General features: G+C 68.2%; 18 protein-coding genes. 3 read left to right on the forward strand and 15 right to left on the reverse strand.

Going from position 1 to position 18,137, the window contains the following annotated elements; genetic code table 11:
• Position 1: 1 nt before the first annotated feature.
• From AB0I81_RS17630 to AB0I81_RS17675, 10 genes are read right to left on the reverse strand one after another with little or no spacing between them, the layout of a single operon-like run.
• Positions 2 to 682, reverse strand: coding sequence for a hypothetical protein (locus AB0I81_RS17630; RefSeq protein WP_360657446.1), 681 nt, complete (start codon positions 680 to 682; stop codon positions 2 to 4).
• On the reverse strand, positions 652 to 1,887 hold the full coding sequence (locus tag AB0I81_RS17635; protein WP_360657449.1) for an ATP-grasp domain-containing protein: 1,236 nt from the start codon (positions 1,885 to 1,887) through the stop codon (positions 652 to 654). Before AB0I81_RS17635 ends, AB0I81_RS17630 begins: the two co-directional genes overlap by 31 nt.
• Positions 1,884 to 2,864, reverse strand: a complete 981-nt coding sequence (locus tag AB0I81_RS17640) for a glycosyltransferase family 2 protein (protein WP_360657452.1) — start codon at positions 2,862 to 2,864, stop codon at positions 1,884 to 1,886. The genes AB0I81_RS17635 and AB0I81_RS17640 overlap by 4 nt, the downstream gene beginning before the upstream one ends.
• Positions 2,865 to 2,921: 57 nt before the next feature.
• Positions 2,922 to 3,665, reverse strand: coding sequence for a hypothetical protein (locus tag AB0I81_RS17645; RefSeq protein WP_360657455.1), 744 nt, complete (start codon positions 3,663 to 3,665; stop codon positions 2,922 to 2,924).
• Positions 3,601 to 4,986, reverse strand: coding sequence for a hypothetical protein (locus AB0I81_RS17650; RefSeq protein WP_360657458.1), 1,386 nt, complete (start codon positions 4,984 to 4,986; stop codon positions 3,601 to 3,603). The genes AB0I81_RS17645 and AB0I81_RS17650 overlap by 65 nt, the downstream gene beginning before the upstream one ends.
• On the reverse strand, positions 4,983 to 5,759 hold the full coding sequence (locus AB0I81_RS17655) for a hypothetical protein (protein ID WP_360657461.1): 777 nt from the start codon (positions 5,757 to 5,759) through the stop codon (positions 4,983 to 4,985). The genes AB0I81_RS17650 and AB0I81_RS17655 overlap by 4 nt, the downstream gene beginning before the upstream one ends.
• Position 5,760: 1 nt before the next feature.
• Positions 5,761 to 6,123: an SgcJ/EcaC family oxidoreductase gene (locus AB0I81_RS17660; RefSeq protein WP_360657464.1), complete on the reverse strand. Its 363-nt coding sequence runs from the start codon at positions 6,121 to 6,123 to the stop codon at positions 5,761 to 5,763.
• A 29-nt stretch (positions 6,124 to 6,152) separates the two neighbouring features.
• Positions 6,153 to 7,142, reverse strand: a complete 990-nt coding sequence (locus tag AB0I81_RS17665; RefSeq protein WP_360657467.1) for a hypothetical protein — start codon at positions 7,140 to 7,142, stop codon at positions 6,153 to 6,155.
• The gene (locus tag AB0I81_RS17670) at positions 7,132 to 8,661 is read right to left on the reverse strand and encodes a hypothetical protein (RefSeq protein WP_360657470.1); all 1,530 of its coding nucleotides are present in this window, start codon (positions 8,659 to 8,661) and stop codon (positions 7,132 to 7,134) included. The genes AB0I81_RS17665 and AB0I81_RS17670 overlap by 11 nt, the downstream gene beginning before the upstream one ends.
• Before the next feature lie 12 nt (positions 8,662 to 8,673).
• Positions 8,674 to 9,651, reverse strand: coding sequence for a UDP-glucuronic acid decarboxylase family protein (locus tag AB0I81_RS17675; protein ID WP_360657473.1), 978 nt, complete (start codon positions 9,649 to 9,651; stop codon positions 8,674 to 8,676).
• A gap of 1,036 nt (positions 9,652 to 10,687) precedes the next feature.
• On the opposite strand from AB0I81_RS17675, the gene AB0I81_RS17680 reads away from it, so the two are divergent.
• Positions 10,688 to 11,320 carry an integrase core domain-containing protein gene (locus AB0I81_RS17680; protein WP_360657476.1) on the forward strand — a complete coding sequence of 211 codons (633 nt, stop codon included), beginning with the start codon at positions 10,688 to 10,690 and terminating at the stop codon, positions 11,318 to 11,320.
• A 114-nt stretch (positions 11,321 to 11,434) separates the two neighbouring features.
• Here the strand turns inward: AB0I81_RS17680 and AB0I81_RS17685 are convergent, their stop codons facing one another.
• Genes AB0I81_RS17685 through AB0I81_RS17700 form a run of 4 tightly spaced genes read right to left on the reverse strand, consistent with a single transcriptional unit; the run spans position 11,435 to position 15,250 of the window.
• A complete protein-coding gene (locus AB0I81_RS17685) occupies positions 11,435 to 11,773 on the reverse strand; it encodes a hypothetical protein (RefSeq protein WP_360658601.1) in 339 nt (112 codons plus the stop codon).
• 2 nt (positions 11,774 to 11,775) lie between these two features.
• A complete protein-coding gene (locus AB0I81_RS17690; protein ID WP_360657479.1) occupies positions 11,776 to 13,488 on the reverse strand; it encodes a BTAD domain-containing putative transcriptional regulator in 1,713 nt (570 codons plus the stop codon).
• A gap of 8 nt (positions 13,489 to 13,496) precedes the next feature.
• Positions 13,497 to 14,327, reverse strand: coding sequence for a hypothetical protein (locus AB0I81_RS17695; protein ID WP_360657481.1), 831 nt, complete (start codon positions 14,325 to 14,327; stop codon positions 13,497 to 13,499).
• On the reverse strand, positions 14,324 to 15,250 hold the full coding sequence (locus AB0I81_RS17700; RefSeq protein WP_360657484.1) for an ABC transporter ATP-binding protein: 927 nt from the start codon (positions 15,248 to 15,250) through the stop codon (positions 14,324 to 14,326). The genes AB0I81_RS17695 and AB0I81_RS17700 overlap by 4 nt, the downstream gene beginning before the upstream one ends.
• 205 nt (positions 15,251 to 15,455) lie before the next feature.
• On the opposite strand from AB0I81_RS17700, the gene AB0I81_RS17705 reads away from it, so the two are divergent.
• A complete protein-coding gene (locus tag AB0I81_RS17705; protein WP_360657486.1) occupies positions 15,456 to 17,543 on the forward strand; it encodes a TOMM precursor leader peptide-binding protein in 2,088 nt (695 codons plus the stop codon).
• A gap of 25 nt (positions 17,544 to 17,568) precedes the next feature.
• Complete coding sequence (locus tag AB0I81_RS17710; RefSeq protein WP_360657489.1) at positions 17,569 to 17,775, forward strand: thiazolylpeptide-type bacteriocin; 207 nt, start codon at positions 17,569 to 17,571, stop codon at positions 17,773 to 17,775.
• A gap of 35 nt (positions 17,776 to 17,810) precedes the next feature.
• Here the strand turns inward: AB0I81_RS17710 and AB0I81_RS17715 are convergent.
• Positions 17,811 to 18,137 (reverse strand): hypothetical protein (locus AB0I81_RS17715; protein ID WP_360657492.1); only part of this gene is annotated, 327 nt, incomplete at its 5' end.

Below are 18,137 nucleotides of genomic sequence, written 5' to 3' on the forward strand. Positions count from 1 at the left end.
GCTACGCGCTCTCCGTCCGCGTCCGCACGAACCGCACCTTGAGCGCGTCCCACCAGCGCTGCGGGCTGAAGAACACCGCCAGCGCGAGCACCACGTGCACCAGGATGAACATGTACGCCTCGATCTTGGTGGGCGGGTGCCCGAGGAACACGGTCATGTGCGAGGCCCAGTCCCACACCTCGGGGATGGTGGCGTAGGCCGGGTCGGTGTGGTCGTTGACGGTGAGGAAGGCCAGATCCTCCAGGCCCGACAACATCAGCAGCAACATCCCGTACGACAGCCTGCGCACCAGCGACGCCGTGCCGCCCCCCAGCCGGTAGGCGACCACCATGGCCAGGATGAGGAACGGCGTCACCGTCAGGACGTGGTAATACAGCCCGTAGAACGCCTCGGCGGTGCCGGACTCCACGCCGCCGAAGAAGAAGATCTTCGGCACGAAGTACAGGAAATACAGCAGGAACGCGGCCGGCACCAGCACCAGCACGACTCTGAGCCGTTTGGCCCACTCCACGTCGAGCCTGGCCACGGCCTCGGTGGCGAAGACGAACGGCAGCAGCTTCACCAGGAAGATGCCCAGCGACTCCACCTCCCGATCATGGGGCAGGCCGAACCAGACGAATGCCGCGGAGGCGACTGCCAGCGCCGCGAATATCAGGAAGCCGAGGGGCTTGGGGGGGAACATGAACTACCTTTCGCATCGGGCTCGATCTCGAATCGGAGAGTGCGCAGGGCCCGGTCGAGCGCCTCTTCCAGCAGGTCCCGCGTGTCGGCGACCAGGACCAGGTAGCCGAGCTTGTGCCCGGCCTGCGTGTAGGCGCGTACGTGGTCGCCCGGCGCCTTGAACACCTGTACGTCCACCACCTCGGGCATGCGCCGCAGCTCGTCGAGCCCTTCGACGGCCGTGAGCACACCGTCGGCCTCGGCGGTCAGGATGCGCAGCGCGGCGGTTCGCCGGAGGGCGACGTCGACGGTCAGCGGTTCGCCCAGGGCCAGCCGGATGGCCGCCTCGACCGTGTTCAGCCCGAAGGCGTGCCGCACCATCAGCGGCATGCCGTTGCCGCCCAACCTGGCGCCCATCTCGATGAAGCACAGGTCGCCGCCGGGGGTGAGCACGAAGTCGAAGTTGACCGGGCCCTGCCGGTGCCCGACCTCGGCGCAGATGGCGGTGACCGCCTCGGTCAGCCGCGCGTACACCGACGGGTCGAGGGCGGCCGGCACGACATGGGCCAGGCTGATCATCGCAGGCCGGCCGGTGATGACGCGGTCGGTGACGGCCATGAACGCCAGCTGCCCGTCGGCGAAGAACGACTCCACCGCGCCGTGGCTGCCCTCGATCAGCTGCTCCAGGATCACCTGGCGGGAGAAGGAGTTCTTGCGGGCGTGCTCGATCGCGCCCGGCAGGTCGGCCGGCCCGTCGAGCACGGTGATGCCCTTGCTTCCCGACGAGTCGGCCGGCTTGACGATCAGGGGGTAGCCCAGATCCGCCGCTGCCCTGGTCAGCTCCTCGACGTCGTCGGCCTGCGCGTACCGGTACGCGGGCAGCCCCAGCCGGTCGATCACCTGCCTGAAGAAGCCCTTGTCGACGGTGCACCGCAGCGCGCCGGGCGCGGTCTGGTGCGGGGTGCGGTAGATCCGGCTCAGCTCGGCCACCGCCTCCTGGGCCGCGTCACTGGCCGGGGAGATGACGGCCGCGACATTGATGGGGCCCAGGGCGCGGGCGATCCCTTCCGGATCCCTGCTGGTCATGCAGAGGAACTGGTCGGCTTCGGCCTTGCCGAGCGCGTCGGGGCGCTGGTCCACGCCGATCACCCGGTAGCCGAGCCTGCGGCCCTCGCGGTAGGCGGGGAGCTGGTCCTCACCTCCGCCGAGCACGATGAGGTTTCTCAACTGACGTTCTCCCAGACCTCGGCGACTACATAGGGGGTTTCATGGCCGTACAGGGCCTCATCCGCCCGGATCGGGATGTTGGCCTCCCGGATCTGGTAACGCGGCACGCCGATCGCTTGCACGCGCATCACCCGTACGAGGTAACGCGCGACCATGGTGAGCAGCATGAGCGTGACCAGGGAGGTGACCAGGGCGGCCAGGCCGACCGCGAGCTGGCTGAGCTGCCCGGCCAGCGCCAGCACGGAGATCACCGCGCCCCCGGCCACAGCGGCGACGGCCAGGCCGATCAGCCAGGCCAGCGGACGGAACGAGAAACCGACGAACAGCTCGATGGCGTGCGGGAACAGCTTGCGCAGATTCCACTTGCCGACGCCGTCCACCCGCGGGTGGTGCTCGGTGGGCAGCGTGGTGTAGCGGGCGCCGATCAGCGGGGCGGTGGCAATGAAGTACGGCGTCGACAGCCGGCTGTCCACCACCTTGCGCGCCACGCTGGTCCGCACGATGCGGAACACCGACGCACCCTGCGGCAGCTCGATGCCGAGCCAGCGCCGGGCGATCGTCTGGTGCGCCCATGTGCCGAGCTTGCGGTACCAGGGGTCCTGGCGGTTCTCGCGCACGGCGAAGACCACGTCGTAGCCCTCCAGCGCCTTGGCCACGAGCCGGTGCATCTCGTGCGGGGGCGACTGCAGGTCCGCGTCGAACTGCACGGTCCACGCCTTGGAGGCGTACTTGAACCCGGCGGAGAAGGCCGCCTCCAGCCCGAAGTTCCTGGCGAAGGAGACGTACTTCACGTGGGGATCGGCGGCGGCGAAGCCTTTGATCGCGTCGAGAGTGCCGTCGGTGCTGCCGTCGTCTATGAACAGCAGCTCGACGTTGTCATAGGCGCAGAGCTCCGTCTGGATCTCCCGGTAGGCGCGCTCGACGCAGTCGATCTCGTTGTAGCACGGGATCATCGCGGTGATGCCGGGGGGCGGCATGCGGGCGTCCTTCGTGCCCGCATGCGCCCCTGTCTTATGGATGAGGTCGGTCATCTGTCAGTCGAACATCGCGTGCATGGTCTCGTGGCTGGCTTCCTTCTTCGCGTCCGACTCGCTGCCCCAGCAGGTGTTGAGGATGATGCGGGTCCTGTCGGCGTTCAGCGGGATCGTGCGGTGCAGGGTGGTGTCGGAGCGCAGGAAATACAGGTCGCCGGTGGCGTGGCCCCAGGTCTTGATCGGGTGGGCCTGGAGGTACTCCTCCACGCGCGGGTCCTGCTTGTTCCAGTCGGTGTGCGGGACGGTCTGGAGCTGGCCGCCGTACTTGGCCTCCGGGGCCTCGATGATCCAGATCACGGTGAAGCTGAAGTCGCCCCAGTGCCAGCCGTGCGTGTCACCCTGCTTGTGCTGGCGGATGGCGATGTACTTCTCCTCGTCCCAGGGGCACGGGACGACCGGCTGCGCCGCCAGCCGGCTCAGGAAGCCCATGAGCGCCTCCGACTCGTAGATCGCCGGGATCAGCTCACTGTCCTTGGCGATCGCCTGCTGGCTGATCGTGCTCATGTAGCGCGGGGAGTTGCCGGTCTCGGCCAGGTGAATGTCGATCCGCTTCTCGTGCAGGTCGAGCAGGCGGTGAACCTCGTCGGATGCCTCGGTGAACAGCGACTGCGGGACCAGGCCGGGCAGCTTCACATAGCCCTCGCGGCGGAAGTGCTGCGAGAGCTTGCGGACGGCGTGATCATCGGTGTAGGTGGTCTTCAGGTGCTCGGTGATGCGCTGGTCGATCGTTTCTTTCAGCGACATGTGACACGTGACCTTTCTGTGGAGCGGACTGATCATCTGCAAGCGCACGATCTTCGAGCACTTTGATGATTTTGATCTTTCCGTTGGCTTCTGGGGTGATCCGGGTGGCCGTCCGCACGATGACGTCCAGGCCCGGCGACCTGTGGCGCAGCGCCCGCGCGACGTCGCCGGCGAGCCCGTCGCGGGCGCCCGTGACGGGCACGATCACCACCTCGACGGCTCCCGGCCGGCGCTGGAGCACCTGCATCCGGGTCACCTCGGGGAAGTCCTGCACGACGTAGGTGAGGAAGTCCCCGTAGTAGCGGCGGCCGTCGTGCCCGGCGATGCGGTCCTGGCTGCGGCCCAGCACCTCGCGCACGATGGGCGTGGCGTCCCGCGTGCAGCGGCAGTCGTCCGGGACGATGTGCACCCGGTCGCCGAGCCGGTAGCGGATGAGGGGCATGGCACGGCCGCGCAGGCGGGTGAGCAGGATCTCACCCAGGCCGTGCTCGACCGAGACCGAGCCGTCCTCGTGCTCGACCTCGACGACCAGGTCGGAGGTGCGCAGGTGCAGGTTGCCGCGCGGGCAGGCGCGGGCGATGGTGAACGCCTCGACGCAGGCGTACACCTCGTGGTGCCGCGCGCCGAAGTAGTCCAGGACGTGCGCGCGGACGGCCGGGGTGAGCCGCTCGCCGCTGAACAGCACCGACCTGACACCGTCGTACGCGATGCCGCGGCGCCGCAGCTCGTCCACCACGCTGGCGATGACGTTGGGGAACCCGATGAGGAATGTGGGCCTGGCCGCCAGGAACGCCGCCACCTGATCGTCCAGCGGCCGGTCGGTGCCGATGTGGAAGTTCCGCAGCACCCCCACACGTTCGAGCGGGTGACGCAGGAAGGGGTTGACCCGGAAATAGGCGATCCTGTCGGTGGGACGCAGCCCGCCGGCCACCAGGTCCTGCAGATAGGTGGCGCGCAGGTAGCCCAGGTCGCGTTCCGAGCTGCGGACGGTGACCGGGACGCCGGAGGAGCCGCTGGTCGTGGCCGCACGAGTGCCGGCTTCCGTGTACCCGGCCGCGAGCAGGCCGGCGCCCGCTCGGTGCAGGTCCGTACGGTCCAGCACCGGAAAACCGGCCAGGTCGCCCGCGTCGCGCAGCCCCTCGACCCGGGCGCGGGCGAACGCGCGCCGGTAGTGAGGGACGTTGGCGTAGGCGTGCCGGACGAGCTCGCGCAGCCGCCGGTCCTGGACCCGCCGCTGCTCGGTGTGGCCGAGCCGTTCTCTGCGGCGGATCCCGGCCAGGTGGTAGGCGACGGGCGCGAGGCTGAAGGTGGACCCGCTCACGAAGCCGTCCGGGACGCGGTCAGCACGGGGGTGCCGTGCTCGCGGCAGAGCTCCACGGCGAGGGGCGCGATGCCGGGCACGCTGATGCCCACCAAGGTCGGCCGGCGCCGCCGCAGCAGGGTGAACAGCGGTCCCTCCGGAGTCTCGCGGACGTGGACGCGCCGCCAGTTCAGGTGGATCCGCCGGCAGCCCCGGTGATGGCCGCCGAGATAACCGAGGAGCCGGTCGTGCAGCACATGACCGTGCGCGTCCAGGCCGGCCAGGGGAATGCGCAGGAACCGGCGGGGCCGGCCCGGATGCTCGGGCGAGTCTGTGAGCTGGCCGGGGTCACCCAGCAGGGCGGGCTCCGGCTCGGCGCGGAAGGCGCGCAGCCCGGCCTCCCGCACCCCGGGATCGGCGACCTCGGCGTCCGCGTCGAGCAACACGTGGTAGCGCGCCCGGCCGAGCCGCCGCCAGTCCAGCAGCGCCCCGCGCACCTCGAACAGCGGCCGCTCGCCCCGGTAGGCACCGGTCAGCCGCAGCGCCTCCAGCAACTCGGCCGGCTCGCCGATCCAGGGGGGCTCCTCCCGGCGGCGATCGTAGGGCGCGCCCAGCGGATGCAGCCGGCCCAGCAGCGCCTCCAGCCGGGTAGCCGGCGTCGGCGCCGGCTCCTGCTTCCGCGCGCCCGCCTCGGCCCACATCTCGCGGTAGTGCGGCACGGTGCCGAACGCCCGCGCCACCGCGGTGCGGTAGCCCCGTTCCCAGGCCCGCTGGGAGAATGCCCGTCCAATCATGTCAGCAGAAGGTGTTCTGGTCGTGGATGAGCAGCCACCGCTCGCCGGCCCGGACGAAGTACAGGGTCAGGTAGTAGACCTTCTGGTACGGCTTGCCCTCCGGGTCCAGGTCGTCGTACACCACCGACAGCAGCGCGAAGGCGCCGTCCCCGGCCGATTCCACCCGCACGGTCTCGGCCCGCAGCGACCAGTCGGGGTCGGAGAACCAGGCGGTGTGGTATTTGGCAATCTCCTCCGTGCCCCGCAGCAGCTTGCCGTTCGGCAGGATGAGTGTGGCGTCCTGGTGGACGGTCGCCAGATACCCCTCCAGGTCACGTGCCTCGATCGCCTTCAGATGCGCGTCGAGCGCAGGTTGGAACTCCATGGTCGTTTGCCTTTCGAAATAGCGGACGGTCACCACGCGGCCGGCACGGCCGTCTGGGGAATCAGCTCGCACCCGAACCGCTGCTTGAGCTCGGCCATCCCCTTGCCGAACTCACAACCCTCGCGGCGGTGCTCGATCATGTAGTCGATCTCGCGTAAATACAGGTCGAAGTAGAGGTTGCGACGTCCGCCGTCGCGTATCTCCAGCGCGCCGGTCACCGTGGTGACCAGCCGCCTTCCGTCGTCGAAGGCCAGATCGAAGGAGATCAGCCGGTCCCCGTCCAGGTGCCCGAAGTACCGCACGCCCTCCTCGCCGCAGAGGACGTGGAAGTAGCGCGCGGGCAGAGGCGCGTCGGAGCTCCCGTGTTTGTGCAGCGTGGCCTCGGCCAGCGCCGCGGCCTGCACCGGGTCGATCTCTCCCGCGCCGGTCAGCGGTCGCGTGCCCTCGGCGGCCTCCTCGTGGATCCGGCGCAGCCGGCGCCGCCGGTCCCGCGGCAGGTCCGCGAAGTACGCCTCCATGTCGGGCCAGCGGTTGCGCAGCAGCGTGTTGGGCGCGGTCCTGACGCGGGGCCGGTGACGGCGCGCCACCACCGGCAGCATGTCGTCGGTGACCTGCCGGTAGACGATGCCCAGGCAACCGCGGCCCAGCCGGCGCCGCAGCGCCTTCTCGAACGCGGCCAGCACGACGGCCCTGTCCCGCTCCGGTAACTCGGCGGCGAACACGAAACCACTGGTGAAGCCGATGAGCATGCGGCAGTTGAACCAGCCGGCCCGCGGCAGCGCGCCAGGCTCGGCGTACCTGCCCCTGCGCGGCGTCAGCCCGATCACCTCGCCGCTGAACACGGCCGCCACCTGGCCGCCATCGCGGACGATCCCCAGCCGGATCGGCCGGGTGGAGCACCAGGCGACCGCGGTGAGCGCGTCCGCCTGCCAAGCCGCGATCAGACCCTCCTGCTTGCGGAAGAGCTCCCAGTCCGCGGGTATCGACTGGGCCGTGGGGTCGATGATCTCAACCTGCATCGCCATCACCCGGCCTGAGCTGGGCCAGCACCCGGTCACGCAGAGGGCGCTCGCCGCGGTCGGCGTGGGCGCGCACGGCGGCGACGAGCTCGTCCCGCCCGAAGACCTCCGTCAGCCGCCGCAGCGGCGGCCCCGACTCGGTGCCGAACAAGGTCAGGTAGAGGGTCCGGTACGTGGCCCGCGTCCACCGCCCCGGCAGGTCACCATCGACGAGCAGGCTCCCGGGCACATCCTCGACCGTCCGGTCGATCCAGCAGTCGTCGTGGCCGCCCAGCCAGGCGCCGGCGTGCCGGACCCGCTCGCCGGCGGCCGGCCCCAGCAGGGCGATGACGCGGTCCGCGTCGTAGCAGTACGACTGGAGCAGCCCGAGCACCCGCCGCATCCCCGGCAACGGGCCGGTTTCGTCGTTCTCGCCGGCGATGAGGTCATGCAGCGCCGCGGCCCGCCGCTCGCCCGACCGCACCCGGGCCAGGAAACGGTCGTAGGCGTCGTAGACGGCGACGAACGGGGCGAAGTCCAAGCCGATCCGGAAGTCGGACAGGCAGTTGGGCCTGCCGTACAGGAAGAGGATCAGCCGCCCCGGCATCACCCGCATGAGGTCCCCGAGCGTCATCCCGCCGCCGCGCGACCCCGACACCTTGCCGGCGTCGGCGGACTGACGGACCAGGCCGTAGGGCACGATCACCGGCTGGTGCGCGCGCAGGTACTCGCGGTAGATGGCGCGGGTGCGGTCCATCGTGCTGCCCGCACTGCAGTGGTCCTGGCCCGCGGGCTCGCAGTCGATGCGCTCGTGCGTGACCCGCAGCGTCCAGTCGAGCGTCCACGCGGGCTTGACGAGTTCGACGCGCTGGGTGGTGGAGAGGGCGCCGCAGGAGTCGCAGGCGTAGCGCACCCCGTCGCGGCGGAGCTTGAGCGTACGCGTGCCGCCCCGGCCGCACTGCTCGCAGTAGACGCTGAACAGGTGCTCGGGCGCCTGCCCGAGGAGCTTGCCGAGCTTGCCGGCGCCGCGCAGGTAGCGGCGCTGCAGCGGTAGGTAGGTGCCGGCGAGGTAGCGTTCGTGCTGGTAGTGGGTCTGCCAGTCGGACTCCGCCGGGGTACGCCCGTCGGCGTCGGCCTCCGGCGGGCAGATGCCCATCCGCTTCAGCTCCGCGACGTAGCGGCGGCAGATCCGCGTGCTGCGCTCGGTGGCGGCGCCCAGCGGGCGTGCGCCGTACCCGGCCAGCTCGGGATCGCGAGCGGCCTGGCTGGGCCGGATGGGGTCGTAGTCGTCGAAGCTGAGCAGGATCAGCGAATCCCGGCCAAGGCGTCGCAGCGCCCGATGGACCAGATATGCGCAGGCGGTGTCTCGGAAGTTGCCGACGTGGAACCATCCGCTGGGCGACATGCTGGTCTGGATCACCACCCGCCGCTGCGGACCGTGCCGTTCGATCAGGCGCTGGGCGTAGTGATAGGCCCAGTGCGGATGAGTACGGTCCTGTTTGAACAGGTCGGCATACCCGACCTCGGCAGTCGTGCTCATGCGTGCTTCGTCCTAGGAGCTCGTGCGTGCCAGGTTGCCCGCCGTCCAGAGCCGTGGATGCTCCTGGAACCAGGCGATGGTGTGCCGCAGCCCGTCCTCGATGGGAATCTTGGGCGTCCAGCCCAGGCGGGCCTGGGCGAGCGTGATGTCGGGACGGCGGATCTTGGGATCGTCCTGCGGTCGCGGCACGAACGCGATCTCCGACTCGGAGCCGGTCAGCTCCTTGATCCACTGGGCCAGCGCGAGCATGGAGATCTCGTGCGGGTTGCCCAGGTTGATCGGTCCGTCGAGGTCCGAGTTGAGCATCCGGAAGATGCCTTCGACCAGGTCGTCCACGTAGCAGATCGACCGGGTCTGCAGTCCGTCGCCGGACACGGTAATCGGCTCGCCGAGCAGGGCCTGCCTGATGAACGTCGGGATCGCGCGGCCGTCGAACGGCCGCATCCTGGGACCGAAGGTGTTGAAGATGCGCAGGATCGCGGTGTCGACGCCGCACGCTCTTCTGAAAGCCGTGGTCATCGCCTCGGCGAAGCGTTTGGCCTCGTCGTAGACGCCGCGCGGGCCGACCGGGTTCACGTTGCCCCAGTACGTCTCCGGCTGCGGGTGCACCAGCGGGTCGCCGTACGTCTCCGAGGTGGACGCGAGGACGAACCGGGCGCCCTTCTCCTTCGCCAGCTCCAGGGCGTTGAAGGTGCCGCTTGAACCGACCCGTAACGTGTCGATGGGAAGGCGCAGGTAGTCGGTGGGAGACGCCGGCGAGGCGAAGTGCAGTACGGCGTCCACGACGTCCGGGAGGACCAAGTGCTGGGACACGTCCGCCCGGATCAGCCGGAAGTGGTCGTTGGCCATCAGGTGCTCGACGTTGGCGACTGCTCCGGTGAGGAAGTTGTCGACACAGTAGATGTTGTAACCCTCGGCCAGAAACCGCTCACAAAGATGGGACCCGAGGAATCCGGCACCGCCGGTAATGGCCACTGCCGGCCATCTCATTGGGCCTTCTCGCATTTGGCCGGTCGTTTTACGGCAGCACAATAAATGGTCACACGTTCCCCCGTTGTGAATCTCAGGAGGGCTCCCCTAAGCGCCCCGAAGATCGCTCGCTTGCATCGGCAGGCTACGATGATCAGATCGCCAGCGTCAATGATGACACTGGGAGATATACGGGAATATATCGGACATAGCATGACTAAAGATGCGTGGTTTAATTGTTGACTGGTTAGCAGACCAAGCGTTATGACCTGGCGTTTTGCCATACGGTCAACACTTAAAGTATCCGGAAAACCACCCATCGTGATGACGTGCCGCTCGATATTGAGTTAGGTGGTCTGAACTGCGGTTAAGCGGCGTGGTGGTATTCGTTGATCGCGCCTGCGACGACGGGTTTTCGGTGGATGGATCGTAGGTCGTTGATGCCTGTCACGTCGCGGGGTAAGCATTCAGAAGTGTGATCACGCTGGTGTGAGCGGCATCCGCTGGATGGGATGATCGTCGGGTGCCGAGAACCCCGGATCGCCCGTAACGCTCCAGAATGGCTGCACAGCTCCTGACCTGGGACGACGCTTCCCCGCACCGATACGACATCATCGGTCCTTGTGCTCGTGCGACTCCTCTACCTGATCGCCACACGGATCTTCGCGTGGCTCGTCCTGCTGTCTCGTTCCTCAGCGGCCAAAGACGTAGAAATATTGATCCTGCGGCACGAGGTAGCGGTGCTGCGCCGACAAGGCACCGCGCCAAGGCCCACCTGGCCGGACCGCGCCCTATTCGCCGCCCTCGCTCGACTACTCCCCCGTGTACTGCGCAGCCACCGGATCGTCTCCCCACGCACCCTCCTTGCCTGGCACCGGCGGCTCGTCCAGAAGAAGTGGGCACAACCGCCGTCCGCAGGACGGCCTCCAGTTCCAGAGGTACTGCGCGACCTGATCACCCGACTCGGCACCGAGAACCCGCGCTGGGGCTTTCGAAGAGTGCATGGCGAACTGCGCCGCCTCGGACACAAAGTCAGCCCGGCCACCGTCGGGCCCTCATGCGCGCCGCCGGCCTGGGTCCCGCTCCGCGACGTCATCCACCGCGGGGCGAGTGGACCAGCTTCCTCAAAGCCCAAGCCGACGGCCTACTCGCCACCGACCTGTTCCACGTCGACACGATCGCACTGCAACGGCTCTACGCCCTGTTCGTGATGGAGGTACGCACCCGCACGGTCCACATCCTCGGCGTCACCGCCCACCCCACCGCAGCCTGTGCCACCCAGCAGGCCCGACAACTGCTCTGGCACCTCGGAGAGCACTCCGCCGACTACACCCACCTCATCCGCGACCGAGACGCGAAGTTCACCGCCGCCTTCGACACCGCCTTCGCCAGTGAAGGCATCACCGTGGTCAAGATCCCCCCGCGTAGCCCCAACTGCAACCCGCACGCCGAGCGCTTCATCCGTTCGGTACGCGAGGAGTGCACGGACCGGATCCTGCTGTTCGGCCGCGGTCACGCCGAAAGGATCCTCCACAGCTACGCCCACCACTTCAACGAGCATCGCCCTCACCAAGGCCGCCAACAGCTTGCGCCGCTAGACGACCCCGAGGTCGTACTGCTGCCAGCAGCCCGGATCAAACGCCGGAAAGCCGTCGCAGGCCTCATCAATGAGTACCGCCGAGCTAGCTGACCAAGCGACAAAACCCCAGCTCACAGCCGGTGAAGCCATTAAGGAGCGGTACGGGTAGCGCCACCGGCACCCTGCGCGCCACCCGACCGACGTCCTCAGTCGCGCCCCGGCGAGTCACGTCGTCTCCATGGCGAGGCCGATTCCGGCCAGTGCACCATGCCTGCTTCTACCCTCGGTGATCGCCTCTACCTGGAAGACGCTGACCGAGGTGGGCGCGTAACCGATCAGCTCGATCGCGCGACTGATCCGCTCGGAGCCTGACATATCCTCCGCCGAGTCCCACAAGTAGACCGCACCCCAGAAGCGACCGTTCAGACTGGAATACCACGTCTTCAGGCGCATTCCCTCAAGGCCGGAGTACGCCTCGACCGCGTAGTCGCGCAGATAGTCGCGGAGTTCCCGCATCATGATCGAAGACCTGGTCAGGTCCCACTCGACAATGGTCAGATACATGATCACCCGCCTGTTTCTCGCGCGTACCGGTGGAGTAAGGGAGGAGCCTGGTAGCGACCGGCCACGGGTTTGTCCAGGAGGCAGGCGTCAAGCAGTGTCTCAATCGCCGGCCCGATCACGGTTGGAGCGAGTTCGGCGGCCTTCGCCAGATCGGCCGCGGTGAAGGGCGTTTCAGGCAGCGCGCCAACCGCCAGGAAGGCACGCCGCGCCGTTCTGCCGAGGCGGCGGACAGACGAGCTGAACACCTCGCTCAGGCTTGGCCCGCCGTACATCGGTGAGGCAGTCAGAAGGTGTTCATGCACCTCGGCGATGGATCCGCCGCGACGCATCCGCTCGGCCGCGATGGCGACGGCCAGCGGTAGCCCTCCGCATGCCGACAGTACGTCATCCGGTTCGAGGCCGGGATCTGTACCCGACCAAGCGCGGAACATGGCACGGGCGTCGTTCGCGGGCAGGGCCTTGAGTTGGACACTGTGATCGGCCGCCAGCGGTAACGGGCGGCGGCTCGTGACGATCACAGCGCTCGGCCCCGATCCAGGGAGCAGCCAACCTGCCTGCCTAGCGGTCGGCACATCATCGAGAATGACCACCGCCTGGCGGGCGGCCATCTCCGCCCGCCACAAAGCGGCCCTCATTTCCATACCCGAGGGGATCTCGTCGACCGGCACGTCCACCGCCTTCAGCAGGACCGCCAGGGCCTCGTACGGCCGAACGCCTCCGGGCGCGTGCCCGCGCAGGTCGACGAAGATCTCACCGTTGGGATAACGATTCGCGACCTGGGCGGCGACCTGCCGGGCCAGGGTCGTCTTGCCGACGCCCGGCATGCCGTAGAGATTTATGACCGTCCCGTCATGGTCCGCTCCCGACAACATCGCGGTCAGAGAGTCGATCTCCGTGCTCCTGAATTTGAGTGGGAGCGGCGCGGCCAGCCGTCCACCCGGAGGGGAAAGCGCCGCGGCCGTGACCACGGGGGTCGGCGATGGATCCTCACTCTCGATCCGCCTGGCCAGTTCACGCAGGTCAGACCCTGGCGGCAAGCCGAGCTCGGCGAGGAAGTGACGATGGACCTCGCGGTAGGTGAGCAACGCCTCAGCCCGTCGCCCGCCGCGGTACAGTGCCAGGATGAGCCGGCTCCAGAGGGTCTCGACGAACGGGAAGCGGCCCACGAGGTCGCGCAGGTGGTGGCTGACCTCGGAGTACCGTCCCAGCTTGAGATCATGAGAGACGAGCCGATCCACGGCCTGGAGCCATTGCTCCTCCAGAACCGGGCAGATCCGTCGCTGGAGCGCTGGGGAGGGGATGTCGACGAGGGGTTCACCCTGCCACAGTGCGATCGCCTGGAGCAGTAGTCCCTGCTCCACGGCGTCGTCTCGATGGGAGGCCGCCTGCGCCAGCAGGTCGTGGAAGAGATGCACGTCCACGGTGCTCCGGTCGACCTGGAGCGTGTACCCGCTTTGCCCCGTCGACAACCGCCTGCCCTCCGGATCGCCCAGAGAGTTCCGCAGCCGCATGACGTAGACGTTCAAGCTCGCTTTGGGGCGTGCCGGCATGCTGCCGCCCCACACGCAGTCGATCAGTTCATCACTGGAGACCTCGCGCGCGGCGGACAGTAGCAGGGTTGCCAGCAAGGCTCGCTGACGTCCCTTCGGCACCGGGCGAGACTCCCCATCCATGATCACCTGCAGGCGTCCGAGCAGGGTGAACCTCTCGAACACAGGTCCGGTCATGTCACGTCACGGCGACGGAACACCGCTAGAGAGACCAGCAGTGGAATCACGATCCAGCAGGCCAGGACGGTTATGGCCACTGCAGGACTGGAGATCGCCGCCACTCCCGGAGCCCCATCCTCCGGTGTCATCGCCGCAGCCAGCGATCCCGCCGAGGGACTGAGCAGCGCGGCGCGCAGCGGGGTGAGCGGCTCGAAGGCGCCGGCCAGCATAGCGAGCACGTTCTCCGCGCCGGGCGTCCAGAGCAGGCCGATGCCGATCGCCGCGGGCAAGCTCCTGGTCACCACGCCCATGCTGTAGCCCAGGGCGGCGAAGGCGGTCATGACCAGCCAGACGGCGGCGAACCCGCGCAGCCAGGCCACCGGACCGGGCCAGTGGGCCGGCTCGCCCGCCATCAGGGAGATCACGAAGCTGCTCGCGGCGGTCACGACGAGCGTCAGGACCGCGTACCCGGCCGTGATCGCAACGAGCGCGGCGAACCTGCCGAGCATGAACCATGTGCGATCGGGGAAGCGGGGCAGCAGCGTGACCAGGCTGCCGGTACGGAAATCCGTACCGGAGGCCAAGGCCCCCAGAATGACGAGGACGGGACCGCCCCAGAGCGGCAGCGATCCCACGATGTAGTCGGCCGACCGCGCGGGCAGCAGGCTCGGCAGCAGGTTCCCCGACTCGGCACCGGCGGTTTGGTACAACACGTACGACAGCAGGTAGGCGAAGCCGACAACCTGCGCCAGCCACACGGCCGCCAGGATCCGCACGGCCGGCCGCCTGCGCAGCGTGAACAACCCGCCGGAAACAGCGGGGACGGCGAGGACCGGGACGCTCACGAGGCCGCCTCCAGTTCCGCCTCGACCGGACGCGTCGAAGTGAGGCCCAAGAACGCCTCTTCCAGTGATCCTCTCACCGTACGCAACTCGCTGACCTCGACCTGATTGCTGACGAGCAGCCGGTTCAGCGTCCTGGGCGGCGCGTCGGCGGAGGTCAGCTCGATCCGGTCGCCCTCCGTACGGAGTATTGTGACGCCGGGCACACTCGACAAGCAGGCGAGCGCAGCCTCGGCCGAGTCCACCTCGATGACCACCCGGCTGCCTCCCACGGAGTTCCGTATGTCCTCAACTGTCCCTTCGGCGACGAGCCGCCCCGTGTGGACGACGGCCACCCGGTCGCAGACCTGCTCCACTTCGCCGAGCAAGTGGCTGGAGAGGACGACCGTGCGACCCGCCGCCCCGAGCGAGCGGATCAACCCCCGAATCCCTGCCATCCCCTCGGGGTCGAGGCCGTTCGTCGGCTCGTCGAGGACCAGCAGTTCCGGATCGCCCAGCAGAGCCGCGGCCACACCGAGTCGCTGCTTCATGCCCAGCGAGTACGTACGGAACCGCGCGTGGGCTTTGCCATCCAATTCCACCCTTTCCAAGGCCACCGTCGCCAGCTTTTCCGACAGATTCGAGTATCTGGCCACCAGCGCGAGATTCTCTCTGCCGCTCAGCCATGGGTAGAAGGCGGGCTGTTCGACCAGCGCGCCGATTCTCCCGGTCAGCGACCGGTGCCCGGGAGGGTGGCCGAGCACGCGTGCCTCACCAGAGCTCGGCCGCGCCAGACCCAGCAACATCCGCATCACCGTGGTTTTTCCCGCGCCATTGAGCCCGAGCAGGCCGTATATCTGCCCGGTACCGATTCTCAGATCCAGGTCGTGTACGGCGCTGACCTCGCCATATGACTTGGAGAGCCTGGTCGTGAGGATTGCTGTCACGTTACCCCCATCAGATGCGGGATCCTGCGTGGCCTACGGACTCGCTGCCACGATTACATATGTTCTCCCCGACAGGGAATGGCCGGCAGGAAGTATCGCGCGCAGTTAGTGCGATGAGATCGTGGTGTAATTCGCAATTCGCAGCCGTGTTAGCACGCCCCGTCATATTGGAGCTCGATGCCCCGCGAATGACGAGGAGTGCTTCATGGCCGACACCGGCATATTCGTCACCCGGCCGCGGATACGCAATGACGTGGTGTTCGCCGAAACCGACGGCGGCGTGCTGTTCCGGCACGCGGACGACGCCTTCGTGCTGTCGGGCAAGACCGCCTATCGCGTGGTCTCGGCCGTGCTGCCGCTGCTGAGCGGCAGGCACACGGTGGATGAGTTATGCGAAGGGCTGGGCGAGCCCCAGCGTGCCATGGTCGCCGGCGTGGTCGAGGCCCTTTTCGCCCGGGGCTTCGCCAGGGACGCCGACCCTGCCGACTGGGACGTCGCGCCGGAGGGATTCGCGACGCAGATCCGCTTCATCGAGCACTACGCCGATCAGGCCGTCGCCAGGTTCGTCCGCTTCCGTGACGCGAAGGTGGCCGTCTACGGCACGAGCGAGATCGCCCGCGCCGCCGCCCGAGGGCTTCTGCACAACGGCCTGAGCGCGCTGGACATGGTGGCGGATGCGGGCAACGCCCAGGAGTACGCCGCGGAGTTGGACGACACGCTGGGCGGGTCGGCGCTTGTGCGGGCCGTGGATCCCATGCAGATGGTGGTCGGCGACTATGACGTGATCATTGTGGACGGTGACGAAGCGGGTGTGGAGACGGTCGTCGAGCTGGGGCTCGCTCTGCCCGCCGGAACCATTGTCATCCCCGTGGTGGCGCTGGGCGACAAGGGCGTGCTCGGCCCAGCTATGCGAGCCGACGGTCAGCCTTGCTGGATGTGTGCGCTGCTCCGGCTCAGCGCCAACCTTGATCCGCTCAGGACGGCCGAATCGTGGCGGCGGCTTGCCCTCGCCCGTGGGCCGCGCCAGGCCCGGGAAATGTCGCCGCCCTTGGCCAGGATGCTCGGTTCCGCGCTGGCGTTCGACGCGTTCCGGCTGCTCACAGATTGTTTCCCGGCCGAGTCGGAGTCCGCGGTCCTCGTGATGGACCTCGGGACAGGAGAAGCACGGCGGGAGCGCCTACGTACACATCCGCTTTGTCCTGAGTGCGTGGACGTCGAGGAGATCACCGCCACGCCGGAATTCTGGGAGGACGCCGGCGACCCGCGGCTGCCGGACAAAGCCCTGTTCGAGCGCTACGAACACCTTGTGGCCGAGCACGCCGGCATCCTGCGGAGTTTCGACGACGACTCACTCTCCCAGGCTCCGGTCAAGTCGGGGCGCGTGGTCCTGGGCCCGGCCAAAGATCTGGGTCGCGGCTCGCGCAAGATCATCGGCTTCGATGCGGCCACCGTCTACGGAGCGCGCAACCGCGCCATCGAGGCCGCCGCCCTGGCCTACGTCGAAGCGGTGGGCAACCGCGGGCTGGCCCACAACGCCACGCCGAGAAGGCTGCGTGAGCGTGGGTGCTTCTTCCTTCCGCCGCATGCGATCACCACCTGGACGGGCGTGCCAGCGGACGAGAACCAGCCGATCGGCTGGCGCTACGCTCGATCGCTGGTCACGGGACGCCTGGTCGAACTGCCCGCCGCGAGCGTCCACCCGTCGGATCAGGCGGGCGCTCTGATCGAGCCGGGCGGCGCAGGCGCGGGCTGCGGTCCCACCTTCTCCATCGCCGTACGGCGCGGCCTGCATTCCGCGCTCGCCCATCTGGCGCTGCGAACGGCGCTCACGGGCGTCCCCGCCTGGGAGCTCGACCCGGGCCGCCACGACGACCCCGAGATCACCATGCTGGCCCGAGCTGCCGGGTATCTCGGCCACGACCTCAGACTGATCGGGCTCCCGGCCCGCGGGCTGAGCGCGGTGACGCTCGCCACCGTCGCCGGGTCGCCCTGGTGGACGGTGGCCTCGTCACTCACCGCGTCGGCCGCGGCCAAAGCCGCGCTCGTCGACCTCATTGGGCTGCTGCGCCTGGACGGTGCGCCGTACGACCTGGGTGACCGGATCATGGGCGACTTCGACCCCCGTTTCCTGCACACCGACCGCTCGGAACCACAGCAGCCGGACCTGCCCGGCACCGACGCCGAGCTCGTGCGGGACCTGCCCCAGGCCGGGCTGGACGCGTTCGTCGTCGACACCACCCCGCCCGACCTGCGTGACGTGCTGAGCACCGTAAAGGTCGTGCTCAGCAGGTGAACAGAGCGGAGAGGAGGTGAACCACATGAAGGCGCTGATCGGTGATCTACGCGAGTTGGAGGGCGAGATCTTCGAGATCCGTGACCTCGCAGAGATCGCGGAGGACCTGGGCGCGGGCAGCACGAGTTGCTGTAGCTGCAGTACCTCGAGCACCTGCGCGTGCAGTTGCAGTTGCGGCAGCTCCAGCAGCACCACGAGTTGCAGCAGCGGAAGCACCAGTAGCTGCGCGTGATCGCTGAGCGGAGGAAGAGCGTCAATGCTCCGCTCCTATGGAGCTATCACCCAGTCGCGAAAGCACTGGGCACGGCTCGAAAGCCGAACAGCACGAGGAGGTTTGACGCGGATGAGGGTGACCGACCTGGCGCGCGAGATCGTAGCGCTGGAAGGCGAGACCTTCGAGATCCACGTCCTGAGCGACCTCGGCGAGGACGCCATGGACGCCACCTCGAGCAGTTGCAGCACCTCAAGCTGCTGCAGTTGCAGCACCTCCGGCACCTGCAGCACCAGTTGCAGTTGCGGAAGCACCAGTGGATAGCCGAACAGGACCGGCCGAACAGCACAAGGAGGTTTTGCGCACATGACAGTAAAAGACCT

The organism is Nonomuraea sp. NPDC050404, assembly GCF_040655495.1.
Taxonomy (GTDB): domain Bacteria; phylum Actinomycetota; class Actinomycetes; order Streptosporangiales; family Streptosporangiaceae; genus Nonomuraea.

What these genes read in the sequence shown, in the direction of transcription:
- AB0I81_RS17630 (WP_360657446.1), bottom strand. Translation starts at nt 682, where the DNA reads ATGTTCCCCCCCAAGCCCCTCGGCTTCCTGATATTCGCGGCGCTGGCA.
- AB0I81_RS17640 (WP_360657452.1), bottom strand. Translation starts at nt 2,864, where the DNA reads ATGCCGCCCCCCGGCATCACCGCGATGATCCCGTGCTACAACGAGATC.
- AB0I81_RS17645 (WP_360657455.1), bottom strand. Translation starts at nt 3,665, where the DNA reads ATGTCGCTGAAAGAAACGATCGACCAGCGCATCACCGAGCACCTGAAG.
- AB0I81_RS17655 (WP_360657461.1), bottom strand. Translation starts at nt 5,759, where the DNA reads ATGATTGGACGGGCATTCTCCCAGCGGGCCTGGGAACGGGGCTACCGC.
- AB0I81_RS17660 (WP_360657464.1), bottom strand. Translation starts at nt 6,123, where the DNA reads ATGGAGTTCCAACCTGCGCTCGACGCGCATCTGAAGGCGATCGAGGCA.
- AB0I81_RS17665 (WP_360657467.1), bottom strand. Translation starts at nt 7,142, where the DNA reads ATGCAGGTTGAGATCATCGACCCCACGGCCCAGTCGATACCCGCGGAC.
- AB0I81_RS17670 (WP_360657470.1), bottom strand. Translation starts at nt 8,661, where the DNA reads ATGAGCACGACTGCCGAGGTCGGGTATGCCGACCTGTTCAAACAGGAC.
- AB0I81_RS17675 (WP_360657473.1), bottom strand. Translation starts at nt 9,651, where the DNA reads ATGAGATGGCCGGCAGTGGCCATTACCGGCGGTGCCGGATTCCTCGGG.
- AB0I81_RS17680 (WP_360657476.1), top strand. Translation starts at nt 10,688, where the DNA reads ATGCGCGCCGCCGGCCTGGGTCCCGCTCCGCGACGTCATCCACCGCGG.
- AB0I81_RS17685 (WP_360658601.1), bottom strand. Translation starts at nt 11,773, where the DNA reads ATGTATCTGACCATTGTCGAGTGGGACCTGACCAGGTCTTCGATCATG.
- AB0I81_RS17705 (WP_360657486.1), top strand. Translation starts at nt 15,456, where the DNA reads ATGGCCGACACCGGCATATTCGTCACCCGGCCGCGGATACGCAATGAC.
- AB0I81_RS17710 (WP_360657489.1), top strand. Translation starts at nt 17,569, where the DNA reads ATGAAGGCGCTGATCGGTGATCTACGCGAGTTGGAGGGCGAGATCTTC.